The sequence below is a fragment of the Microvirga sp. HBU67558 genome, assembly GCF_018069605.1.
In the GTDB taxonomy this organism is placed as follows: Bacteria; Pseudomonadota; Alphaproteobacteria; order Rhizobiales; family Beijerinckiaceae; genus Microvirga; species Microvirga terrae.
On record NZ_JAGPUP010000549.1, the window covers coordinates 75,328 to 92,391 of the forward strand.

The window sequence follows — 17,064 nt, forward strand, 5'->3', positions numbered from 1 at the left end:
TGTGCCGGCCATCCCGATACGGAAAAACGCGGCGTTTCAGACAATCGGGATCACCGGGACGAGCCCGATGATGACGTAGTGGGAGTCAAGGACGGCTTGGATGTCCGGGCGTGTATGCCGGTCACGCGATCCGGTACTCGCTGTCGAGAGCGGGAATGCCGTCCACGACCGCTTGTCCCTTCGTCACGAGGTCTTCCAGATGCGCGAAGACCGACAGACCCGCGGCTCCGACCAGGGCGGGATTCAAGCCCTGATAGATCGCCGCCACGATCGCCGGGATCGTCCGGTCTCCCGCCCTCAGCCGGTTGAGGATCGAGGCCTCGCGCTGGCGCCGGTGATGGATGAGGGCGCGCACGAAGCGCTGGGGTTCCTGCACCGGACCGCCGTGGCCCGGCCAGTAAAGGGTTTCCTCCCGGCCCTTCAGCTTGTCGAGAGACTCCATGAACGCGCTCATCGACCCGTCCGGCGGCGCCACCACGGTGGTGGACCACGCCATCACGTGATCGCCGGAGAACAGTGCCTTTTCCTCCGGCAGCACGAAGGCGAGGTGGTTGGCCATGTGGCCCGGCGTGGCGAGCGCCTCGAGGGTCCAGCCGCGACCCGCAATGGCATCGCCCTGGCGCAGTTCGCGGTCGGGCGCATAGTCCCTGTCGGAACTCGCCTCAAGGGTATTGACCTCTCCGGAGAACAGGGGCCTGGCGCTGTGGTGCGGCGCGCAGCCGACGATCTCCGCGCCCGTGGCGTCCTTGATGGCTCGGGCGGCAGGCGAGTGGTCCTTGTGGGTGTGGGTGACGAGGATATGGGTCACCGTCTCGCCACGCACCGCATCGAGAAGCGTCTCGATATGCCCTTTCCCATCGGGGCCAGGATCGATGATGGCGACCTGTCCCGAACCGACGATGTAGCTGCAGGTTCCGGTGAAGGTGATCGGGCCGGGGTTGTCGGCGACGATCCGGCGGACGAGGGGGCTCACCCGCATGCATTCCCCGGACCTTGCCGGCGGGCGGGTGTCGAAGGTGAGATCGTCGGCCATGGGGAAACCTCGGGGAATGTCTGTCGCTACCTAACCAACCCCGGCCCGTCCGCAAGGGTTTTCTCCTGCCCGGGGATTGGACCAAAGGGTGTCCACAATGGCGGGAAATGCTCAAGTCTGCGGCTTGAGGCACAGGCCGGACCTCCCTATAAGGCTTGATGAGCCGCCGCGCGAATGGCGGAACGATCTGGAGATTCAATTCATGACGACCGGCGTCTCTTCGCTGTCTTCTCCGTCGACCCTGGTCGGCCTCCTCTGGCCGTCGCGGGACGACGTCCGCTTCGCTGCCCTTCGCGCCATCGTGCTGATGGTCGCCGGCACGGCGCTTCTGACCATTTCCGCCAAGGTTCAGGTGCCGCTTCCCTTCGTCCCGATGACTCTGCAGACCCTGGTGGTGCTGCTCATCGGCGCGTCCTTCGGCTGGCGCCTCGGCGGCGCGACCGTCGCCCTCTATCTCGCCGAAGGCGCCATGGGCATGCCGGTCTTCGCCGGCCCGACCGCCGGCATCGGCTACCTGATGGGCCCGACGGGCGGCTTCCTCTTCGGCTTCCTGGCCGCCGCCGTCGTGATGGGCTTCATGGCCGAGCGCGGTTGGGATCGCTCGCTCCCGCGGGTGATCGCGATGATGGCCATCGGCCATGCGGTGATCTTCGCCTTCGGCCTGGCGCAGCTCTCCCTGGTGATGCCGTTCGCGAAGGCCTGGACCGTGGGCGCCGCTCCGTTCGTGGCTGCGACCCTCGTGAAGACCGCACTGGCCGTAGCCCTCATGCAGGCGGCCTGGTCGGTCACCCGTCGCGGTGGCAAGGCCTGATCCGGGGCTTCGAACCCGATGCTTCTGGAAGCCGCCCTCGGGCGGCTTCTTCGTTTTCGAGACCTGACCGGCAGACGGTAGCGGCGGTGTCGATCAGCCGGCCGAATGCACCAGACGGAGTTTCGGTTTGGCTTTGGCGGTGCCATAGAGGAAGGTGACGTCCGCCCATTCCTCGTCGCCGCCGTTTTCCTCGATGCGGTAGCCCATCTGTCGGGCGATCGCCTCGACCTGGCTGAGATTCGATCGCGCGATCCAGCGCGAGAACTCGCCCAACTCCTGGTCCATCAGAACGGCAATCATGCCGATCTCGACGCCCTGATCGAAATCTTCGCTGCGGCCGGGAAAACGCAGCCGCAAACCGTCATCCAAGTGGATATGTCGCATAACGGGAAGCCCCCATATCGCCCTTTCTGGGCACCTTTTGTTTGAATGTATCAAGAAAACTTCCCGGCCGGAAGGCGGCATGGACGCGCATCTCGACCGCCGCCGGACGGGAGGGGGAACCGGCCCGGCAAGCCGCTCATTAGCCCTGCGAATCCAATCGAACGGGAGGGCTCCCATGGCCGAACGCAGGATCTCCGCCTTCTTCGAAACCTATGACGAAGCCGCCCGGGCGGTGAAACGGCTGGAGGCGGCCCATCTTCCGAGCTTCGGGATCAGTCTCGTGTCGAACAACTTCGACGATGCCCATACGCATCACGCGACGCGTTCCTTCGATGTGGGGACGTCTCACGATTTCGCCGGCGCCACTGCGGCAGCCGGCACCGTCGCGGGTGCGGGAGCCGGTCTTCTGGCCGGGCTCGGCACGGTGGCGGTTCCCGGGTTCGGGCCGGTGATCGCCGCGGGATGGCTCGTCTCGACCCTCGTGGGGGCCGGCGCCGGGGCGGCCGTGGGCGGCCTTGCGGGAGCCCTGGCCGATGCCGGTCTCAGCGACGAGGATGCGCAGACCTACGCCGAAGGCGTCCGTCGTGGGGGAGCGCTCGTGACCGTGAAGGTCGATGAGGCCCAGATGGACCGGGTGGTGAAGATCCTCGACGACGAAGGCGAGGTCGAGCCGGGTGGATCGGACCGGGCGTCGGATGAGGCGCCGGCGCCGCCCATCGGGGCTGCCGCGTCCACCACGACCGGGCTGATGACCGATCTCATGCCGATCCCCGTCGATGACGAGGAGGAGGGCGATCATACGCTCCATGTGGAGCTGGAGGACGAGCGCCTTCGCCCGCCTGCGGGGACGCGATCCAAGTAGAAGCAAGGCGGGAGATCGCGGCGATCTCCCGTCTTCCCTTCCATTCGTGGCCCGATCAGGCTGTGCGGCCGTTGCGCAGCAGGCGATCCAGGCTCCAGGCACCGCCGCCGGCGGCCGCGATGAAGAGAAACACGAAGCAGTAGAGAATGGCCGCATCGCCGCCGTTCAGAACGGGGAAGGGGCTGCGCGGCGCATGGGCGATCCAGTACGCGAAGGCCATCAGACCCGAGAGGACGAAGGCGACCGGCCGGACGAACAACCCGGGGATCAGCAGGGCGCCGCCGACGATCTCCAGAACACCCGCAATCCACGGAAGGCTGAAGGCCGCCGGGCCGGGATTGGGCGAGACCGGGAAGCCCAGAAGCTTCTGCGTGCCATGGGCCATGAAGATGAGGGCCGCGACGATGCGCAGGATGCTGAGGAGGCGCGGCGCCCAAACGGTCTCGAGCTGCGTGGTGTTCATCAGGGGAGTCTCCAGCTTTGAAGGAATCTCGGCGGACGGTCGGGCCGAACCGTCCACGTGCGCCGATCCGATACCCGCTCAGCGTCGATCTTCCCACCCCTTAAGGTGCAGCTTCCGGTAACGAATTGCTTACCACGTTCTCAACACGGTTTGATCCTTGGCGATCCCTGGGAGTTTCTCCTACGCCAACAGAACAGGAGGCCTTCATGACCATCCTCGATCCCAAGACCGGGCAGCTCGTCACGATCGATCTCACCTCCAAGCCGCGCCGTGCCCGGCACGCGTGAACGCCGTCCCGGTACGCCGTCAGATCTCGTTTTCAAATCACCGCGATCATTCTCCTCCTCCCCCTTATTTGACCGTTCTCTCCACTGACCGATTGCGCAAAGCGCCTTATTTTACTTTGAGCGGCGCGAGCTTGTGACCCATCGCACATCACGAATGTGACAACTTGTCGATAGTGGAGGGGCCGGAACCCTTGCTCCGCAAAGGCATTGGCTAGCAGGAATGGATTCTATGCGAGCGCCAAGGCCAAGGTTTGTTGGCTTCTTGATCAGCAACCGGACCGTTGGCGCTCTGTCATTTTGAAGAGATCGACAATCAAGGAGAGTCGAATGGCTCTGACGGGACGCTTTAATCTTCGCAAGACCTTTACCGGCCGTATCGTTCTGCAGGTCGAGGAGGAGGTCACGGGCTTCTGGAGCCGGATGTTCGGCAAGACCAAGCTGCACCGCCGCTGGCGCGATGCCAACGTGCTCGACCTGGCAGCCCCCGAGCTGCGAAGCCTCGTCGATCTGCGCTTCCGCCCGCGGTACATGCCTCAGACCAACGAGACGCCGCAGGATTGGCCCAAGGCTCCGCGCCAGCTCGAGGCGATCCCGGCTCAGACCCTCCATTATGAGACCTATCAGGAAGACGGCCGCTTCTCGACCCATTGAGGCGGGTGCATGTCGGAGGCCGCTTCGTGGCCTCCGATCTATCGTTTTAAGGCGCTGAACCGGCGCCAATCTGCTGACGCGCCGCTCTCCGAAACAGCCACGCCGACGTGAGCCAGAGCATCACGTAGAACCCGTTCAGAAACAGGATCTCGCCGGTGTCCTTTGCCCCGGCAGAACCCCATCCGGCGATGAGAGCCACGGCGGCGGCCAGCGCTTGGGCGAGGGCGGTCGCCGTCAATGCGCGGGCCATGCCGTAGGGCTGGAAACGCGCGAGGGCGGCGCTCGTGATCCCGACGGCGAGCACGCCGTCGAACACGAGATTAGCGGGATGATCTTCGGACCCGATGATGCCCACGGCAAGGTTCATCCAGACCAGAAGAAAGGCCCCCGCCACCGCAAGGACCGTCGCGGCGCGGTAGGCCGTGCTGCCCGTCGACCGCACGGCCATCTCACAGGTGAAGCCGGCCCCGAGCAGCATGGCGCCGAAGATCGCGTAATCGTGTAGATCCCAGTCGACTCCATCGGTGAATTGCGCCGCGAAAAGCGGCGCCAGGAGCATGAGCCCCGCCACGCTCCAGAGGGCCGGACGCCAGCGGTTCCCACGTCGTCCCTCGGCTCCCCCTGCGTGGATTGCCATGGGCGCACCTCCATGCATGACACGCCCGACACGGCGGCGAGGGGGCAAAGGGTTAGCGAAGTGTCGCCTCGATGTGTTCGACGATCCACGGGGCGGCGACAAGCGCGATCATGCAGAGCATCAGAACGACGTAGGTCCAAAAGCCCGGAATCATCATGTTCATCGGGAGCGCGCCTCCTGAGGCCGTGCGCCTATTCTGTCAGAGTTTCATCGCCGACGATACGGCGAATGGCAGGCTCTGAAGGGTCGCCGATGCGCCGCCTGTGGTGCACTTCACAGATCAGGTCTTGCGAAGTGAGCCAAAGTGACTGCTCGCCGTCGGAGAACATCCTCGGCGGAAGCGAGCAGACCTACTGTAAAGGACATCTCATGAGCGGCTACAATCTACTTGGCTCCGGCAGCAACGAAATGCCTTCCGGCGGTGGAGCTCCTGCAATTGCTGTGGGAGAACCAAATCCGGGAGCCCCCATACCGGTGGAACCGAACGGCGGACCCGGCGGTGACGCGGGTCCGTTCTACGGTGGGCCTCCGTTGTCTCAACTGTTGGACGATCTTTCATCCTGGTTCCCGTCTGGGAACGACCATGGCGGCGGCGATCCTCCGTTCTGCGGGACACCTCCCGGTTCGTGGGATGGCCCTGTCATCATCCCCGGTTATGGCGAAGTCCCTCCTGGCCCCAACGATCCTCTCGACTGCTGGTAGCCCGGTTCGGAGCGTCGCGGTTCTCATATTGCGACGCTCCTTCGTCAAGTAAGCGACGAGCCGATGGTCCAAGGACTCCAGTGAGAGCGGAGATTGCGGTGGCGTCGCGGGAGGTCGCGGGGACGGTATGACCAGGAGGGTTGAAGAGACTGTTCAATCGCTCAACCGGTCCAGGAAACGGACCACGGAGTTCGAGCCCTCAAGAGGCTCTCATTCCTAGATCGTTGATCTTTCAGGGAGAAGAATGGTCGGAGTGGCAGGATTTGAACCTGCGACCCCCACGTCCCGAACGTGGTGCGCTACCAGACTGCGCTACACTCCGACACCGAAAATTCTCGGGAGGCCGGTCTTATAGCGGCGAGGGGGGAGCACCGCAAGGGGAGAATTGCGCCTTTCTTGACAATATCTGAGCCCCGCAAAACGGTGTTGCCAGCCGCCACCGGGCCGATTATGTACACGCCACACCGATTGGGGCGTCGCCAAGTGGTAAGGCAGCGGTTTTTGGTACCGCCATTCCCAGGTTCGAATCCTGGCGCCCCAGCCATCCCATGCTAAGTTTCTGAAATCACGAACTTCTCTCCCGTTCTAGGCGAAGCGCTTCGCACGGCTGCACCGGGATTCGTTCCATGAGCGCCGCAAGCGAAGCACGGCAGATCAGCGGCAACCTGACAAATCTCTCCGAGGCGCAGGCTCGGAAGGCGGATTATCGATTCGAGCAGAGCGCCGCAGGCCGATCGGATCCCCGGTGACGGGTTGCCGCCGTGTCGGCCGAGAGAAGCGGCCGGAGCTCTAGTGAACGAGACCTGCCGCCTTCGTCGAAACATGGCCAGCACTCAGATAATGCTTCAGCATGGCATGGGTGCGCTCGAGCTCCTGGGCCAGGTGCTCGACCTGTTCCGGCCCGTCGCGCAGGAGGTCGGCGCTCGTGATCTTTCGCCAGCCGACACAGATCTCATGCACTGTTTTTGCCCCAACATTCGCCGAGGCGCTCTGCAATCCATGAGCCTCGAGACGAAACCGGTGCGAGTCCCCTGCGGCTGCGGCAGAGCGCAGTTCGGCAACGAGATGATGGGCGTCCAGGAAGAATTCCTCCACGAGGCTGAGGACGAAATCCCGCCCGCCGAGCTGTTCCAGTTCTGCAAGAACAGGTTCGTCGACCATGGGGTTCTGGCCCATCGGCGACAGGACGGGGATTTCCTCGATCGCCGAAGGTCCGCCACCCGTCTGGGATCCGGCCTTCTCTTCGATCATCCTGAGAAGGGCAGCAGGCTGCACGGGCTTCGTCAGGCACTCATCCATGCCCGCCTCGAGGGTTCGGGCGACAATCTCCGGTGTCGCGTCCGCCGTCAGGGCGATGATGGGCATGCGGATGCCCGACGGCTCCGTGAACCGGAAGATCTTCGTTGCCTCCAAGCCGGTCATGATGGGCATGTTGATGTCCATGATGACGAAGTCGAAACTCTCCGTCGCGAGCAGGTCGAGCGCATCCTCTCCGTTCGTGACGCAGCGCGTGGAATGCCCGCCGCGCTCCAGGATCTTCGTGATCACCATGCGGTTCGTAGAGTTGTCGTCCGCGACGAGAATCGAGAGGCGCTTGGAGGCCATTGGAAGATCGATGTCGCTGGAACCACGCCAGATCGACTGAGCCATCGACGTCTGCGCCGCCGCGGCGAGGGAAGCCACCCGAGCTTCATCGGACGTGAAGTCGAGTGGAAGCAGGCTGCTGGATACCCGGATCAGTCTCGTGTTCGAGACGGTCTCCGATGGACCGGGGCGTATCAGCACCGGATGAGCCGCCAGGTTCGCCCGCTCGATATCATCGGCGAGGAGATCGTCGGGCAGGTCGCTGTAGTAGAAGACCAGCCATTCTCCGCCACTATGCCTCTTTGCGTACTCCCTTGCATCCGCCAGCGTTCGAACGATAGGGATCTCATTGGGTTTGCCGAGGCGCGGCGCGATGCTGCGAGCCAGATCTGCATCCGTGCAGACCAGCAGGCGCCGGAACCCATCTAGCGGTTGGTCGGCTGGGTTCCTTTGCTCCGGGAGGCCGACCGGAAGGGTGAACCAGAAGGAGCTGCCATGGCCCTCCTGGCTGTCGACGCCGATCGTGCCTCCCATGGCGGTGATCAGCTGCCTGCAGATGGAGAGGCCCAGGCCGGTTCCGCCATAACGGTTGATGATGGTCTCGTCCGCCTGGGTGAAGCTCTCGAAGATCCTGCCGAGGGCGTGCGGAGCAATGCCGATGCCGGTGTCGGACACGGCGAAGCGAATGAAAGTCCCCTCGTGCGTATCGAACGGCCGCGCGTCGAGCGTGACGGACCCGCTGTCTGTGAATTTGACCGCATTGCCGAGAAGATTGAGGAGGATCTCCTCGAGGTGGTGCCGTGAGCCATGAACAAAGGAAGGCGTTTCCGGCGCCACATGGATCGTCAGGCGAAGACCCTTCTGCTGCGCCTGCGCGAGCATCATGGCGCGGGCGGTCGAGAGGACCTCCAGGAGCTCGAAGTCGACTTTCTCCATGGGCATCTGGCCCGCCTCGATCCGGGACAGGCTCAGGATACTGTTGATCTGCCGGAGCAGGGTATCTCCGGCCGAGCCGATCGTGCGGATGATCCCCCGCTGCTCGGAATCGAGGTTCGTCCCGGCCATCAAGCTCGAAAGGCCGATGATCGCATTGAGGGGTGTTCGCAGCTCATGGCTGACGCTCGCCAGGAAGAGCGTTTTGGCCCGATAGGCAGCCTCCGCTTGGGCCTTCGCGTTGGAGAGCTTGCGGATCAGCGTGCTCGCATAGAGCGGAAGCACGATGAGGCTGAGCAGCAGGGTCGCCGACAGGTACATGTCGTCGTGCCACCGCGGCGTGGTGTAGATGACGGCCGTGAAGCAAATGGCCGAGACCACCATGGCGATATACAGGAAACGGACCCCGAAGCGGAAACCGTTCCCGAAGGTGATCCAAAGATACAGCAGAAACAGGACCGACGACGTCTCTCCGACGTAGCGCAGCTGGAACGACAGGGTGGCGAGGTCGCTGACGATGGCCACGATGCGCCGAACGGTCGATTGGAGCGGCCGGATCAGGATATGGACGACGATCCCGGCGGAGACGAGCGCGAACACTGTGGCGGCGATCAGCGCCTCCCGGGGCACGGAAGGGTTGATCCAGAAGGTATAGGCGGCAATCAGGCTCAAGAAGATGAGCCGATTGAGGCTCATCTCATGTTCGCGATCGGGACTGCTTCTGAAACGGGCCAGGAGGTTGGCGATCACCGACTACGCGCCTTCCTGAGAGGGAGATCCTGTCTCGGAAGCCGGTAGCGTGGCTGTTCCTTGAGCAGCTCGTCGAAGGCGTCCGAGGGCACCGGCCGGCTGAACAGATAACCTTGCGCCTCATCGCAGGGATGATTGAGCAGGCAGGAAAGCTGGGATTGTGTTTCGACGCCCTCTGCGACGACCTTCAGCTCAAGGCTCTCGGCCATCGAGATGATCGCCCTGACGATGGCTTCGTCACGGGTTCCATCCGAGAGGCTGGACACGAACGAACGGTCGATTTTCAACGTGTCGACCTCGAAATTCTTCAGATAGCTGAGGGAGGAATAGCCCACGCCAAAATCGTCGATCGCAATCTTCACCCCTTGCTTCTTGAGTTCGTGCAGGATCAGCTGGGTTCTTTCGACATCCTTGAGCAGGCTGCCCTCGGTGAGTTCGAGCTCGAGGTATTCCGGCTTCAGACCGGTTGCCCGCAGGGTCTCGGCGACGAGCTGCACGATGTCCTGGCGCAGGAACTGCACTGGCGACAGGTTCACGGCAATCTGGAGAGGCGCATGCCCGTGGGCGTGCCAGATTGCCGCCTGAGCGCAGGCTTCTCCAAGAACCCAGGCCCCGATCTCGTTGATCAGGCCGGTCTCCTCGGCGATGTCGATGAACACGTGGGGCGACGTGATGCCGAACTCGGGACGGACCCAGCGCAGAAGGGCTTCCGCCCCGACGATCGCTCCGGTCACCAGATCGACCTGAGGCTGGTAGTGCAGGACGAACTGCTCCTGCGAGATGGCTTTCAGAAGATCCGCTTCAAGACTGATGGTGTTCAGCGAGATACTTTCCATCTCCTGGGAGTAGAAGCGGACCGTGTTTCTCCCCTCGGCCTTGGCCTGGTACATCGCCAAATCGGCGTATCTGAGGAGTTTCTCGACGTCCCGCCCGTCGCCCGGAGACATGGAGATCCCGATGGTGCAGCCGAGCCTGAGCTCATTCCCGTCCAGGAGAAACGGGGCCGACAGGCTGTCGATGATCTGGCGTGCCAGTGCCTCCGAATCCTGGGCCGCGGCGACATTGGTTTGCAAAACGACGAACTCGTCGCCGGACATCCTGGCCACGAGATGGGTGCTCGGCACGCAGCCGATGAGGCGACCCGTCACCTGCTGAAGGATGCGGTCGCCGCCCGCATGGCCGAGGGCGTCGTTGACGGACTTGAAGCGGTCGAGATCAATCAGGAAAAGGGCGAACTGACCTCGACCGTCATCGATCTCCTGCTGAACCCTCTCGTAGAGCATCCTGCGGTTGGGGAGATCGGTCAGCGTGTCATGCAGGCCGATATGCCGGAGTGTGTTCTCCGCTTGCTTTCTCTCGGTGATGTCGATCGAGGTGGTGAGAACGCCCGTTACGCCGCCCGTGAGCTCGCGCAGGGACGTCTTGGTCGTCAGGAAGGCGCGCTCCGACCCGTTGCTGTCGGAGATGCGCTCCTCGAAGCTTGACGACGCCCGCTGTTTTCCGAGAACGGCTTTGTGCACGCGTTCGCCATGGTCTGCGTTGTCGCTCTGAAGGACCGCGGGCAGGGGCCTTCCGAGGAGGGACTCGGGAGACATGTTGGCGAATTCGGCAAGGTAGGCGTTGACGAAGAGGATGCGGTTGTCCTCGTCGGTTGCGCTGATCATCGCCGGAACGCTGTCGATGACCTGGGTCAGCGCCTCCCGGCTGCTGCGAACCAGTTCTTCCTGAGAGCGCTCGCTGATCAGGAGTTGCTGCTCAAGGGCCAGGGCACGGCTCTTGATAAACTGCTGCTGCCTCTGCAGCTTGAGAAGATTGCGGGCCCGGGTCGTGAACTCGTAATGATCGACCGGCGACCGGAGAAAATCGGTAGCGCCTGCTTCAAGAGCCTGGAGCCGGAAGGCTCTGTCGTCATAGGCCGTGATGACGATGATCGGAACATCAGCGCCGTTGACGGTGTTCCTGGCACGCCTGGTGAACTCTGCGCCGTCCATGCCGGGCATTCGGAAATCGGTGATGACCAAGTCGGGGCAGTTCCCATCCAGCCAATCAAGCGCCTCATGGGGTGACGCAGAGGCATGGACCTCCGCACCTTCCTCGATGGCCTGCGCCAGTCGAGAGAAGATGTTGCGGTTCGTGCTTCTGTCGTCAACGATCAGAATACGCGCCATGTGTTGCCCCCCGGCATCCCTGGCCAATGAGATGGATCAAACCCTATTTTCTTCGCTATAGTCTCATGGGACGATCTGTTTGATGATGGTCATTCGGTCGGCCATGGGTCTATACTCGCGCTAACGTGGTTCAAGGTCCTCTGCAGAGGTCGGTCGTCTCGTCCAGCAATGAGACAGGGCCGCAAGTCATCGTCATTTTGCTGACTAGCTACGCTGATCCCAAGCTGAATAAGAGATTTATACCACAATAACGTTTGGTCATGTGTCTGCGGATACCTCATTCTTCAAGTATTGGTTAATCCAGCCTTATTGCCGAAGCATGACGACGGCAGAGCGGCGCCAGAAACCCTTCCTTGATCCGTGTCATGGGTGCCGGAAGGGCCCTGACCATTAACCAAGTTACTTACGAAACGGCATGAGCGACTCCACAGGCAGTCGTTAATAGACCATTATCCATAGGAAAGGAGGCCTGTCACGACCACGGCATCCTGAACGACGGCGAGATGAAGCTCGTTGTGTGTCCAAATTTCTCTATGATGGAGAGTATTGATGCTGGCCCCGTCGGCCAAAGTCGCCGGCCCTGTCCGCGACGAGGCCCAAACTGTCGATTACGAAGTCGCGTCGCCTCCTGCAAGCCCGTCTCGGAAGCCGAATCCCGCGCCGTCGGATGGCAGCCCCACAAACCTTCTCCTGCCTCACATCGATGTCAACATCGACTTTGAGAGCCGGATCTATTGGGCCGCTATGCGTCCGAGCCGGCACCCGATGATCACGATGGAGCTGCTCCAGGACATGATGTGCGTTCAGGAATCTGTTCGCGTGATCATGGAGGAGGGCAACCGCGAGCAGCATCAGCACCTCGAATACTTCGTTGCGGCATCACAGACACCGGGCGTGTACAATTTCGGCGGAAATCTCGCCTATTTCGCGGATTGCATTCGCCGACGGGACCGCGATGGCTTGCGGAAATATGCTTACGCCTGCATCGACGTGGTCTATGGAAATGCGATGGCATTTCATACGCCCTTGATCACGATCGCCCTGGTCCAGGGCGATGCGCTCGGCGGCGGGTTCGAATGCGCCCTTTCCTTCGACGTTCTCGTCGCGGAGAAGAGCGCCAAGCTGGGGTTGCCGGAAGTCCTATTCAACCTGTTCCCGGGGATGGGAGCCTACAGCTTTCTCTCTCGCAAGATCGGCACCGCGGCGGCCGAGAAGCTCATCATGAGCGGAACGGTCTATACGGCCGAGGAGCTCCACCGCCTCGGCGTCGTCGACATCCTGGCGGATGACGGCCAGGGCGAGAACGCCGTCAGGGACTATATCGCCCGCAACAGGCGCAAGCATAATGCCCATAAAGCCATGTACCGGTCCAAACGGCGCATCAACCCGCTGACATACGAGGAATTGAGCGACATCGTCGATATCTGGCTCGACGCCGCCATGGATTTGGGAGAGCAGGATCTGCGCAAGATGACCCGCCTCGTGGAAGCTCAGGCGCGCCGTTTCGATAAGGGGATCTGATAGGATCTGCCGTGATCCTTCCACTCGCCGTCAAATACCGCGAGGTGACCTGCACGGTGACGCAACAGGATCGGGCGAAGGATGAGAGACACCTTCCGCCGACGGAGGGGCTCGGTCGAACGGCAGATCGGCTAATTGCTCAAGACTCATGCGCTGCAGGGCTGGATGGGACAGGGGATCATCACTGCAATCGTCCGTACCCTGGAGGCCCGACCAGGGTCTCAGCAACTGCTTGGCGAGACTGAAGAGGTTCAACATCTCTGCATGATGGTTCTTTCGCGTGCCTGACGGTATGGATTTTATCTGCAGGAGACTATAGAAAAGCTATATGAGGAACCTGAGCCGCTTCCATCTCAACGGGCTGCGGGCCGTCGAGGCCGCAGGCCGGTGGGGAACCTTGCGGGCGGCAGCTGACGAACTCGGCGTGACCGTTGGGGCAGTCAGCCAGCAGATCCTCAAGGCCGAGGAACAGTTCGGACGCCCCGTGTTCGAGCGCCTGCCGAAGGGCCTGAAGCCGACGCCGTTCGGCCAGGATATACTGAAGTACCTGAGCGCCGGATTTGCGGAAATCTCGGCCGGGCTGGCCCTCGCCGAACGCCGTCGCGACGATGTTCTGACCGTGTCGGTCGCGCCGGTCTTCGCGAGCAAGTGGCTGGTGTGGCGTCTGCAGCGCTTTCACGAGATTTTCCCGGACATCCGCGTCCGCATCGACGCCAATATGGCGCTCGTCGATCCGGACACCTCCGACGTGGACGTGTGCATCCGGGTCGGCTGGGGAAACTGGCCCCATGTGAAAGCCGAGAGGCTGATCGATCAGCTGATCTTCCCCGTCTGCAGCCCGCCGCTCGCCGAGCGCCTGCGCCAGCCTGCGGATCTTGCCGCCGTCCCCATCATCCGCGAACCGACGCCTATGTTCGGCTGGGATGCGTGGCTTGGGCCGAATGGCCTCGACGAGTCGATCCTGGGTGGCGGGCCGGTCTTCTCGGATGCATCGCTCTGTCTCGATGCGGCCGTGGCGGGGCAGGGGGTGTTCCTGGCTTGGGAAACGCTGGCTGGAGATGCCATCGCCTTCGGCCGCCTGTCGGCTCCGTTTCCGGATCGCTATTCGACAGGGATCGCCTATTGGTTCGTCACGTCTCAGACCCTGCCTCAGAGCCGTGCCGTATCGGCGTTCCACGACTGGCTGAAGGCCGAACTGGCCCGAATGGAGATCTGACGGGTTCGTTTTGGCTGCGGCCTTCCGCCGAGCTGCGCTCATTCCTCGACCCGATGAGCGGTCGCGCAGGAGACACGCGGCCGCTCGTGCTGTCTTATCCGATCCGGGGGCGAAGGACGGTGCCTGAGCCCAGGCCGGGGGCCAAAGGCCTGATTGCATACGCACCGTCGCCGATCAGCGCATGGGCAACGGCCGCCAGAGCCAGAAAAGCCGGATATTCCCAGCCGCCATTGGTTGCGTTGAACACCCAGCCATTGGGAGCATGGACGAGGAGTGCGCCTAAAAGAACCGGCAGGAGAGCGACGGACACGGCGCGACCGTACAAGCCCAGTAGGATCGCAACGCCGCCGATCAGTTCGGCCAAGATGATGGGCCATGCCAGGAAGGCTGGAAAGCCGACCTGCGTGAGGAATCCGGCAAAGCCTGGAACCGTGAACACGGCGATCTTCAGATAGGCATGGGCGATGAACATGATGCCAAGAGCCGCACGAAGGGCGAAAGCACCATAGGGAGCAAGGCGGGTGTCGATCATGGTTTTGTCTCCGGGACCCGAACGGTCCGTTGCCAGGAACGTGATCCTTTCGATATTGCAAATCAATGACGCAAATCGCAGGCTTGTTATTGCGATTGTGCAATGAAAAGCCTGATCTGTTCCTGGAGACGGGATTCAGGCCTCAGCGCAGCGCACGAACCCGATCGAACCATGCTTTAGCCTTGCGGGCGTGTCCGGGCCTGGCGACCCTCGATAGGATAGGCGGGGTCGTTATATCCGGGCGTCGAGGGATGACCTGCGGCGACGAGGCCGTCAACGAGCGCTTCGTCCTCGGCCGTGAAGCGGTAGTCGAGCGCTTTCAGGTAATCGTCCCACTGCTCTTCCGTGCGCGGGCCCGCGATCACCGCAGTGATGAAGCGATTGTTCAGGACCCACCCCACGGCGAACTGGCCGGCTGTGATGCCGCGGGCTTCGGCATGCCGCTTGAGATCCTGAGCGATTTGAAGCGATTCCGGACGCCACTCGGTTTGCATCATCCGGTTGTCCTGGCGGCCAGCGCGGCTAGTCTCCGGCGGTGGAGCATCGGGGCTGTACTTGCCCGTCAGCACGCCGCGGGCGAGCGGAGAGTAGGGCACGACGCCGAGGCCATAATAGCCGCAGGCCGGGAGATGCTCGACCTCCGGCATCCGGTTCATGGCGTTGTAATAGGGCTGACTCACCACCGGGCGATCGATGCCGAGATCGTCGCAGAGGCGGCAGATCTCGGCCACGCGCCATGCGCGATGGTTCGACACGCCGAAATGACGGATCTTGCCCTGCCTCACGAGATCGCCCATAGCGCGGACCGTCTCCGCCAGCGGGGTCGCATGATCCTCCCTATGGAGGTAATAGATGTCGATCCAGTCCGTGCCCAGGCGCCGTAGGCTTGCCTCGGCGGCCTCCATGATGCGACGGCGTGAGAGGCCGCGGTCGTTGGGACCTTGCCCCGTCGCATTCGCGACTTTCGTGGCGAGCACCCAATGGGAGCGCGCCGCGTTGATCGCTCGTCCCGTGACCTCTTCGGAGCGACCTTCGTTGTAGACGTCGGCCGTATCGATGAAGTTCACGCCCGCCTCGTGCGCATTCGCGATGATGCGCGCGGAAAGGGCTTCGTTGGTCGGCCCTCCGAACATCATCGTGCCGAGGCAGATCGGCGAGACTTTGAGGCCGGATCGGCCCAAATTGCGGTAATCCATGCAAAGCTCCCTCATGTTCGCGCGTCGGAAATATAGGGGGACCAGCAGACATTTCGCTGAACGAGGATCAGCTGGCCGCTCCTTGACAGAAATGTCGCGCCGGCCCGACGCGCACGGACTGGCGATCGTATCCATTGCGGGCTGCGGCCGTCCTCAAGAGGCCGATCGGATCACCGTCTGGGCATGGCACCGAGAGCGGAGAGCTGCGCCTCGACCTCGGACATGGAGATCGCCCCAGGCTTGAGCCCGTCCCGCACCATGCGGGCACCGAGTTCCGTGAAGTACGTGTTTGCAGGCGTCGCGACGCCATGAAGGCGTCCGAGCAGCACGATCTCGCCATTGAGATAGTCGGTCTCGACCGACCCAGTGCCGCGTGCGAGGCTCTGCGCCGTCGAACTGCCGAGGCGTCCGACCTCGGCGATTGGCCGCTGCTGCATCAGCTGAGTTCGCCGAGGGTCGGCCCCTCCCACGTCCAGCCAAGGGATGCCAGCGGCCTTGAAGGCCGCCTCCGCCTCGTCGCGCAGCAGCGCTTCCAAATGTCTGTAATCGGCATCGAGGCCGAACGCGGCCTGCAGGATGTTGCTCAGGTTGAGCAGCAGCTTCCCGTACTTGCTTTGCATCACGTCCTGCGACACGAAAGCGGCGATGTTGGCGGCTTCCAGGGCTTCAGCGAGGGCCGTGTCATGCGCGTTGCTGCCGCCCGGGTAGCGCCCGATATCGAAGATGCCGTGACGGGGCATGGAGAAGGCGGCGATTTCACCTGGGCCCGAGATGGCGGCGGGCATCATCACCGTCATGCCGTGGACCTCCGGAAAAACGCGAAGGGCGAAGCGTTCATTGGCGACGCCGTTCTGAACGCAGAAGACGGCCTGCCCGACGGCGCCCGCGACGCGAAGACGGTCCAAGGCAGGGAGCGTATCCTGTGTCTTCATCGTCAGCAGGATGGCATCGTCCGGGCGGAGGTCGATTTCGGTCGGGTCCGACACGCACGAAAAATGGGCTCGTTTGATCTTTTCCGGGGTACGCAGAAGCAACCCGTCTTTCTGAATGGCCCGGAGCTGGGCGCCGCGAGCGATGCCGATCACCTCCTGCCCTGAGTGAGCCAGGGCCGCCGCGACGGTCCCGCCGATCGCGCCGACGCCATAGATGATGATCCGCATGATTGTCCTCGCATGAAAGCTGGTCGATAAGGAGGTGCCTCCGCGGCTACTTTTACGCGCGATAGCTTGCGTCTTCCAGCATTTGGAACAGGGCTGTTCGTATCAGTCCCGCGCCGCCCAGAGCATGCCGCGTCTGAGGATGGTGCGCATTTCGGGCACGTCGAACTCCTTCGC

At 62.8% G+C, this 17,064-nt stretch carries 14 protein-coding genes and 2 tRNA genes; 6 read left to right on the plus strand and 10 right to left on the minus strand.

Features of this window, described 5'->3' with window-relative positions; genetic code table 11:
- Positions 1 to 121 precede the first annotated feature (121 nt).
- Positions 122 to 1,033, minus strand: a complete 912-nt coding sequence (locus KBI52_RS23810; RefSeq protein WP_210811963.1) for an MBL fold metallo-hydrolase — start codon at positions 1,031 to 1,033, stop codon at positions 122 to 124.
- 202 nt (positions 1,034 to 1,235) lie between these two features.
- Here KBI52_RS23810 and KBI52_RS23815 point away from each other — a divergent pair, with 202 nt between their 5' ends.
- A complete protein-coding gene (locus KBI52_RS23815; RefSeq protein WP_210811964.1) occupies positions 1,236 to 1,844 on the plus strand; it encodes a biotin transporter BioY in 609 nt (202 codons plus the stop codon).
- Between the two features lie 93 nt (positions 1,845 to 1,937).
- Here KBI52_RS23815 and KBI52_RS23820 read toward each other — a convergent pair whose 3' ends face one another.
- Positions 1,938 to 2,201, minus strand: a complete 264-nt coding sequence (locus tag KBI52_RS23820) for a hypothetical protein (RefSeq protein WP_247654600.1) — start codon at positions 2,199 to 2,201, stop codon at positions 1,938 to 1,940.
- Between the two features lie 202 nt (positions 2,202 to 2,403).
- On the opposite strand from KBI52_RS23820, the gene KBI52_RS23825 reads away from it, so the two are divergent.
- A complete protein-coding gene (locus KBI52_RS23825) occupies positions 2,404 to 3,090 on the plus strand; it encodes a hypothetical protein (RefSeq protein WP_210811966.1) in 687 nt (228 codons plus the stop codon).
- 55 nt (positions 3,091 to 3,145) lie between these two features.
- Here the strand turns inward: KBI52_RS23825 and KBI52_RS23830 are convergent, their stop codons facing one another.
- Positions 3,146 to 3,553 carry a DoxX family protein gene (locus KBI52_RS23830; protein ID WP_210811967.1) on the minus strand — a complete coding sequence of 136 codons (408 nt, stop codon included), beginning with the start codon at positions 3,551 to 3,553 and terminating at the stop codon, positions 3,146 to 3,148.
- A 614-nt stretch (positions 3,554 to 4,167) separates the two neighbouring features.
- Between KBI52_RS23830 and KBI52_RS23835 the strand changes: the two genes are divergently transcribed.
- A complete protein-coding gene (locus KBI52_RS23835) occupies positions 4,168 to 4,491 on the plus strand; it encodes a hypothetical protein (RefSeq protein WP_210811968.1) in 324 nt (107 codons plus the stop codon).
- Positions 4,492 to 4,537: 46 nt separating this feature from the next.
- Here the strand turns inward: KBI52_RS23835 and KBI52_RS23840 are convergent, their stop codons facing one another.
- Both KBI52_RS23840 and KBI52_RS23845 read right to left on the minus strand, forming a co-directional pair.
- Positions 4,538 to 5,128 carry a hypothetical protein gene (locus tag KBI52_RS23840; protein ID WP_210811969.1) on the minus strand — a complete coding sequence of 197 codons (591 nt, stop codon included), beginning with the start codon at positions 5,126 to 5,128 and terminating at the stop codon, positions 4,538 to 4,540.
- Between the two features lie 947 nt (positions 5,129 to 6,075).
- Positions 6,076 to 6,152, minus strand: a tRNA-Pro gene (locus KBI52_RS23845).
- A 147-nt stretch (positions 6,153 to 6,299) separates the two neighbouring features.
- Between KBI52_RS23845 and KBI52_RS23850 the strand changes: the two genes are divergently transcribed.
- A tRNA-Gln gene (locus KBI52_RS23850) sits at positions 6,300 to 6,374 on the plus strand.
- Positions 6,375 to 6,619: 245 nt separating this feature from the next.
- Here KBI52_RS23850 and KBI52_RS23855 read toward each other — a convergent pair.
- Together KBI52_RS23855 and KBI52_RS23860 are read right to left on the minus strand one after the other, a co-directional pair.
- On the minus strand, positions 6,620 to 9,043 hold the full coding sequence (locus KBI52_RS23855; protein ID WP_210811970.1) for an ATP-binding protein: 2,424 nt from the start codon (positions 9,041 to 9,043) through the stop codon (positions 6,620 to 6,622).
- A gap of 50 nt (positions 9,044 to 9,093) precedes the next feature.
- Positions 9,094 to 11,265, minus strand: a complete 2,172-nt coding sequence (locus KBI52_RS23860; protein WP_210811971.1) for a bifunctional diguanylate cyclase/phosphodiesterase — start codon at positions 11,263 to 11,265, stop codon at positions 9,094 to 9,096.
- A gap of 549 nt (positions 11,266 to 11,814) precedes the next feature.
- On the opposite strand from KBI52_RS23860, the gene KBI52_RS23865 reads away from it, so the two are divergent.
- Positions 11,815 to 12,786, plus strand: coding sequence for a crotonase/enoyl-CoA hydratase family protein (locus KBI52_RS23865; RefSeq protein ID WP_210811972.1), 972 nt, complete (start codon positions 11,815 to 11,817; stop codon positions 12,784 to 12,786).
- 328 nt (positions 12,787 to 13,114) lie between these two features.
- Complete coding sequence (locus KBI52_RS23870) at positions 13,115 to 14,002, plus strand: LysR substrate-binding domain-containing protein (protein WP_210811973.1); 888 nt, start codon at positions 13,115 to 13,117, stop codon at positions 14,000 to 14,002.
- A 94-nt stretch (positions 14,003 to 14,096) separates the two neighbouring features.
- On the opposite strand, the gene KBI52_RS23875 is transcribed toward KBI52_RS23870, so the two are convergent.
- The 3 genes from KBI52_RS23875 to KBI52_RS23885 form a co-directional block, all read right to left on the minus strand.
- A complete protein-coding gene (locus KBI52_RS23875; protein ID WP_210811974.1) occupies positions 14,097 to 14,534 on the minus strand; it encodes a DoxX family protein in 438 nt (145 codons plus the stop codon).
- A gap of 176 nt (positions 14,535 to 14,710) precedes the next feature.
- The gene (locus KBI52_RS23880; protein ID WP_210811975.1) at positions 14,711 to 15,730 is read right to left on the minus strand and encodes an aldo/keto reductase; all 1,020 of its coding nucleotides are present in this window, start codon (positions 15,728 to 15,730) and stop codon (positions 14,711 to 14,713) included.
- Between the two features lie 170 nt (positions 15,731 to 15,900).
- Positions 15,901 to 16,890 (minus strand): ketopantoate reductase family protein, encoded by a 990-nt coding sequence (locus KBI52_RS23885; RefSeq protein ID WP_210811976.1) that lies wholly within the window; start codon positions 16,888 to 16,890, stop codon positions 15,901 to 15,903.
- Between the last annotated feature and the right edge of the window lie 174 nt (positions 16,891 to 17,064).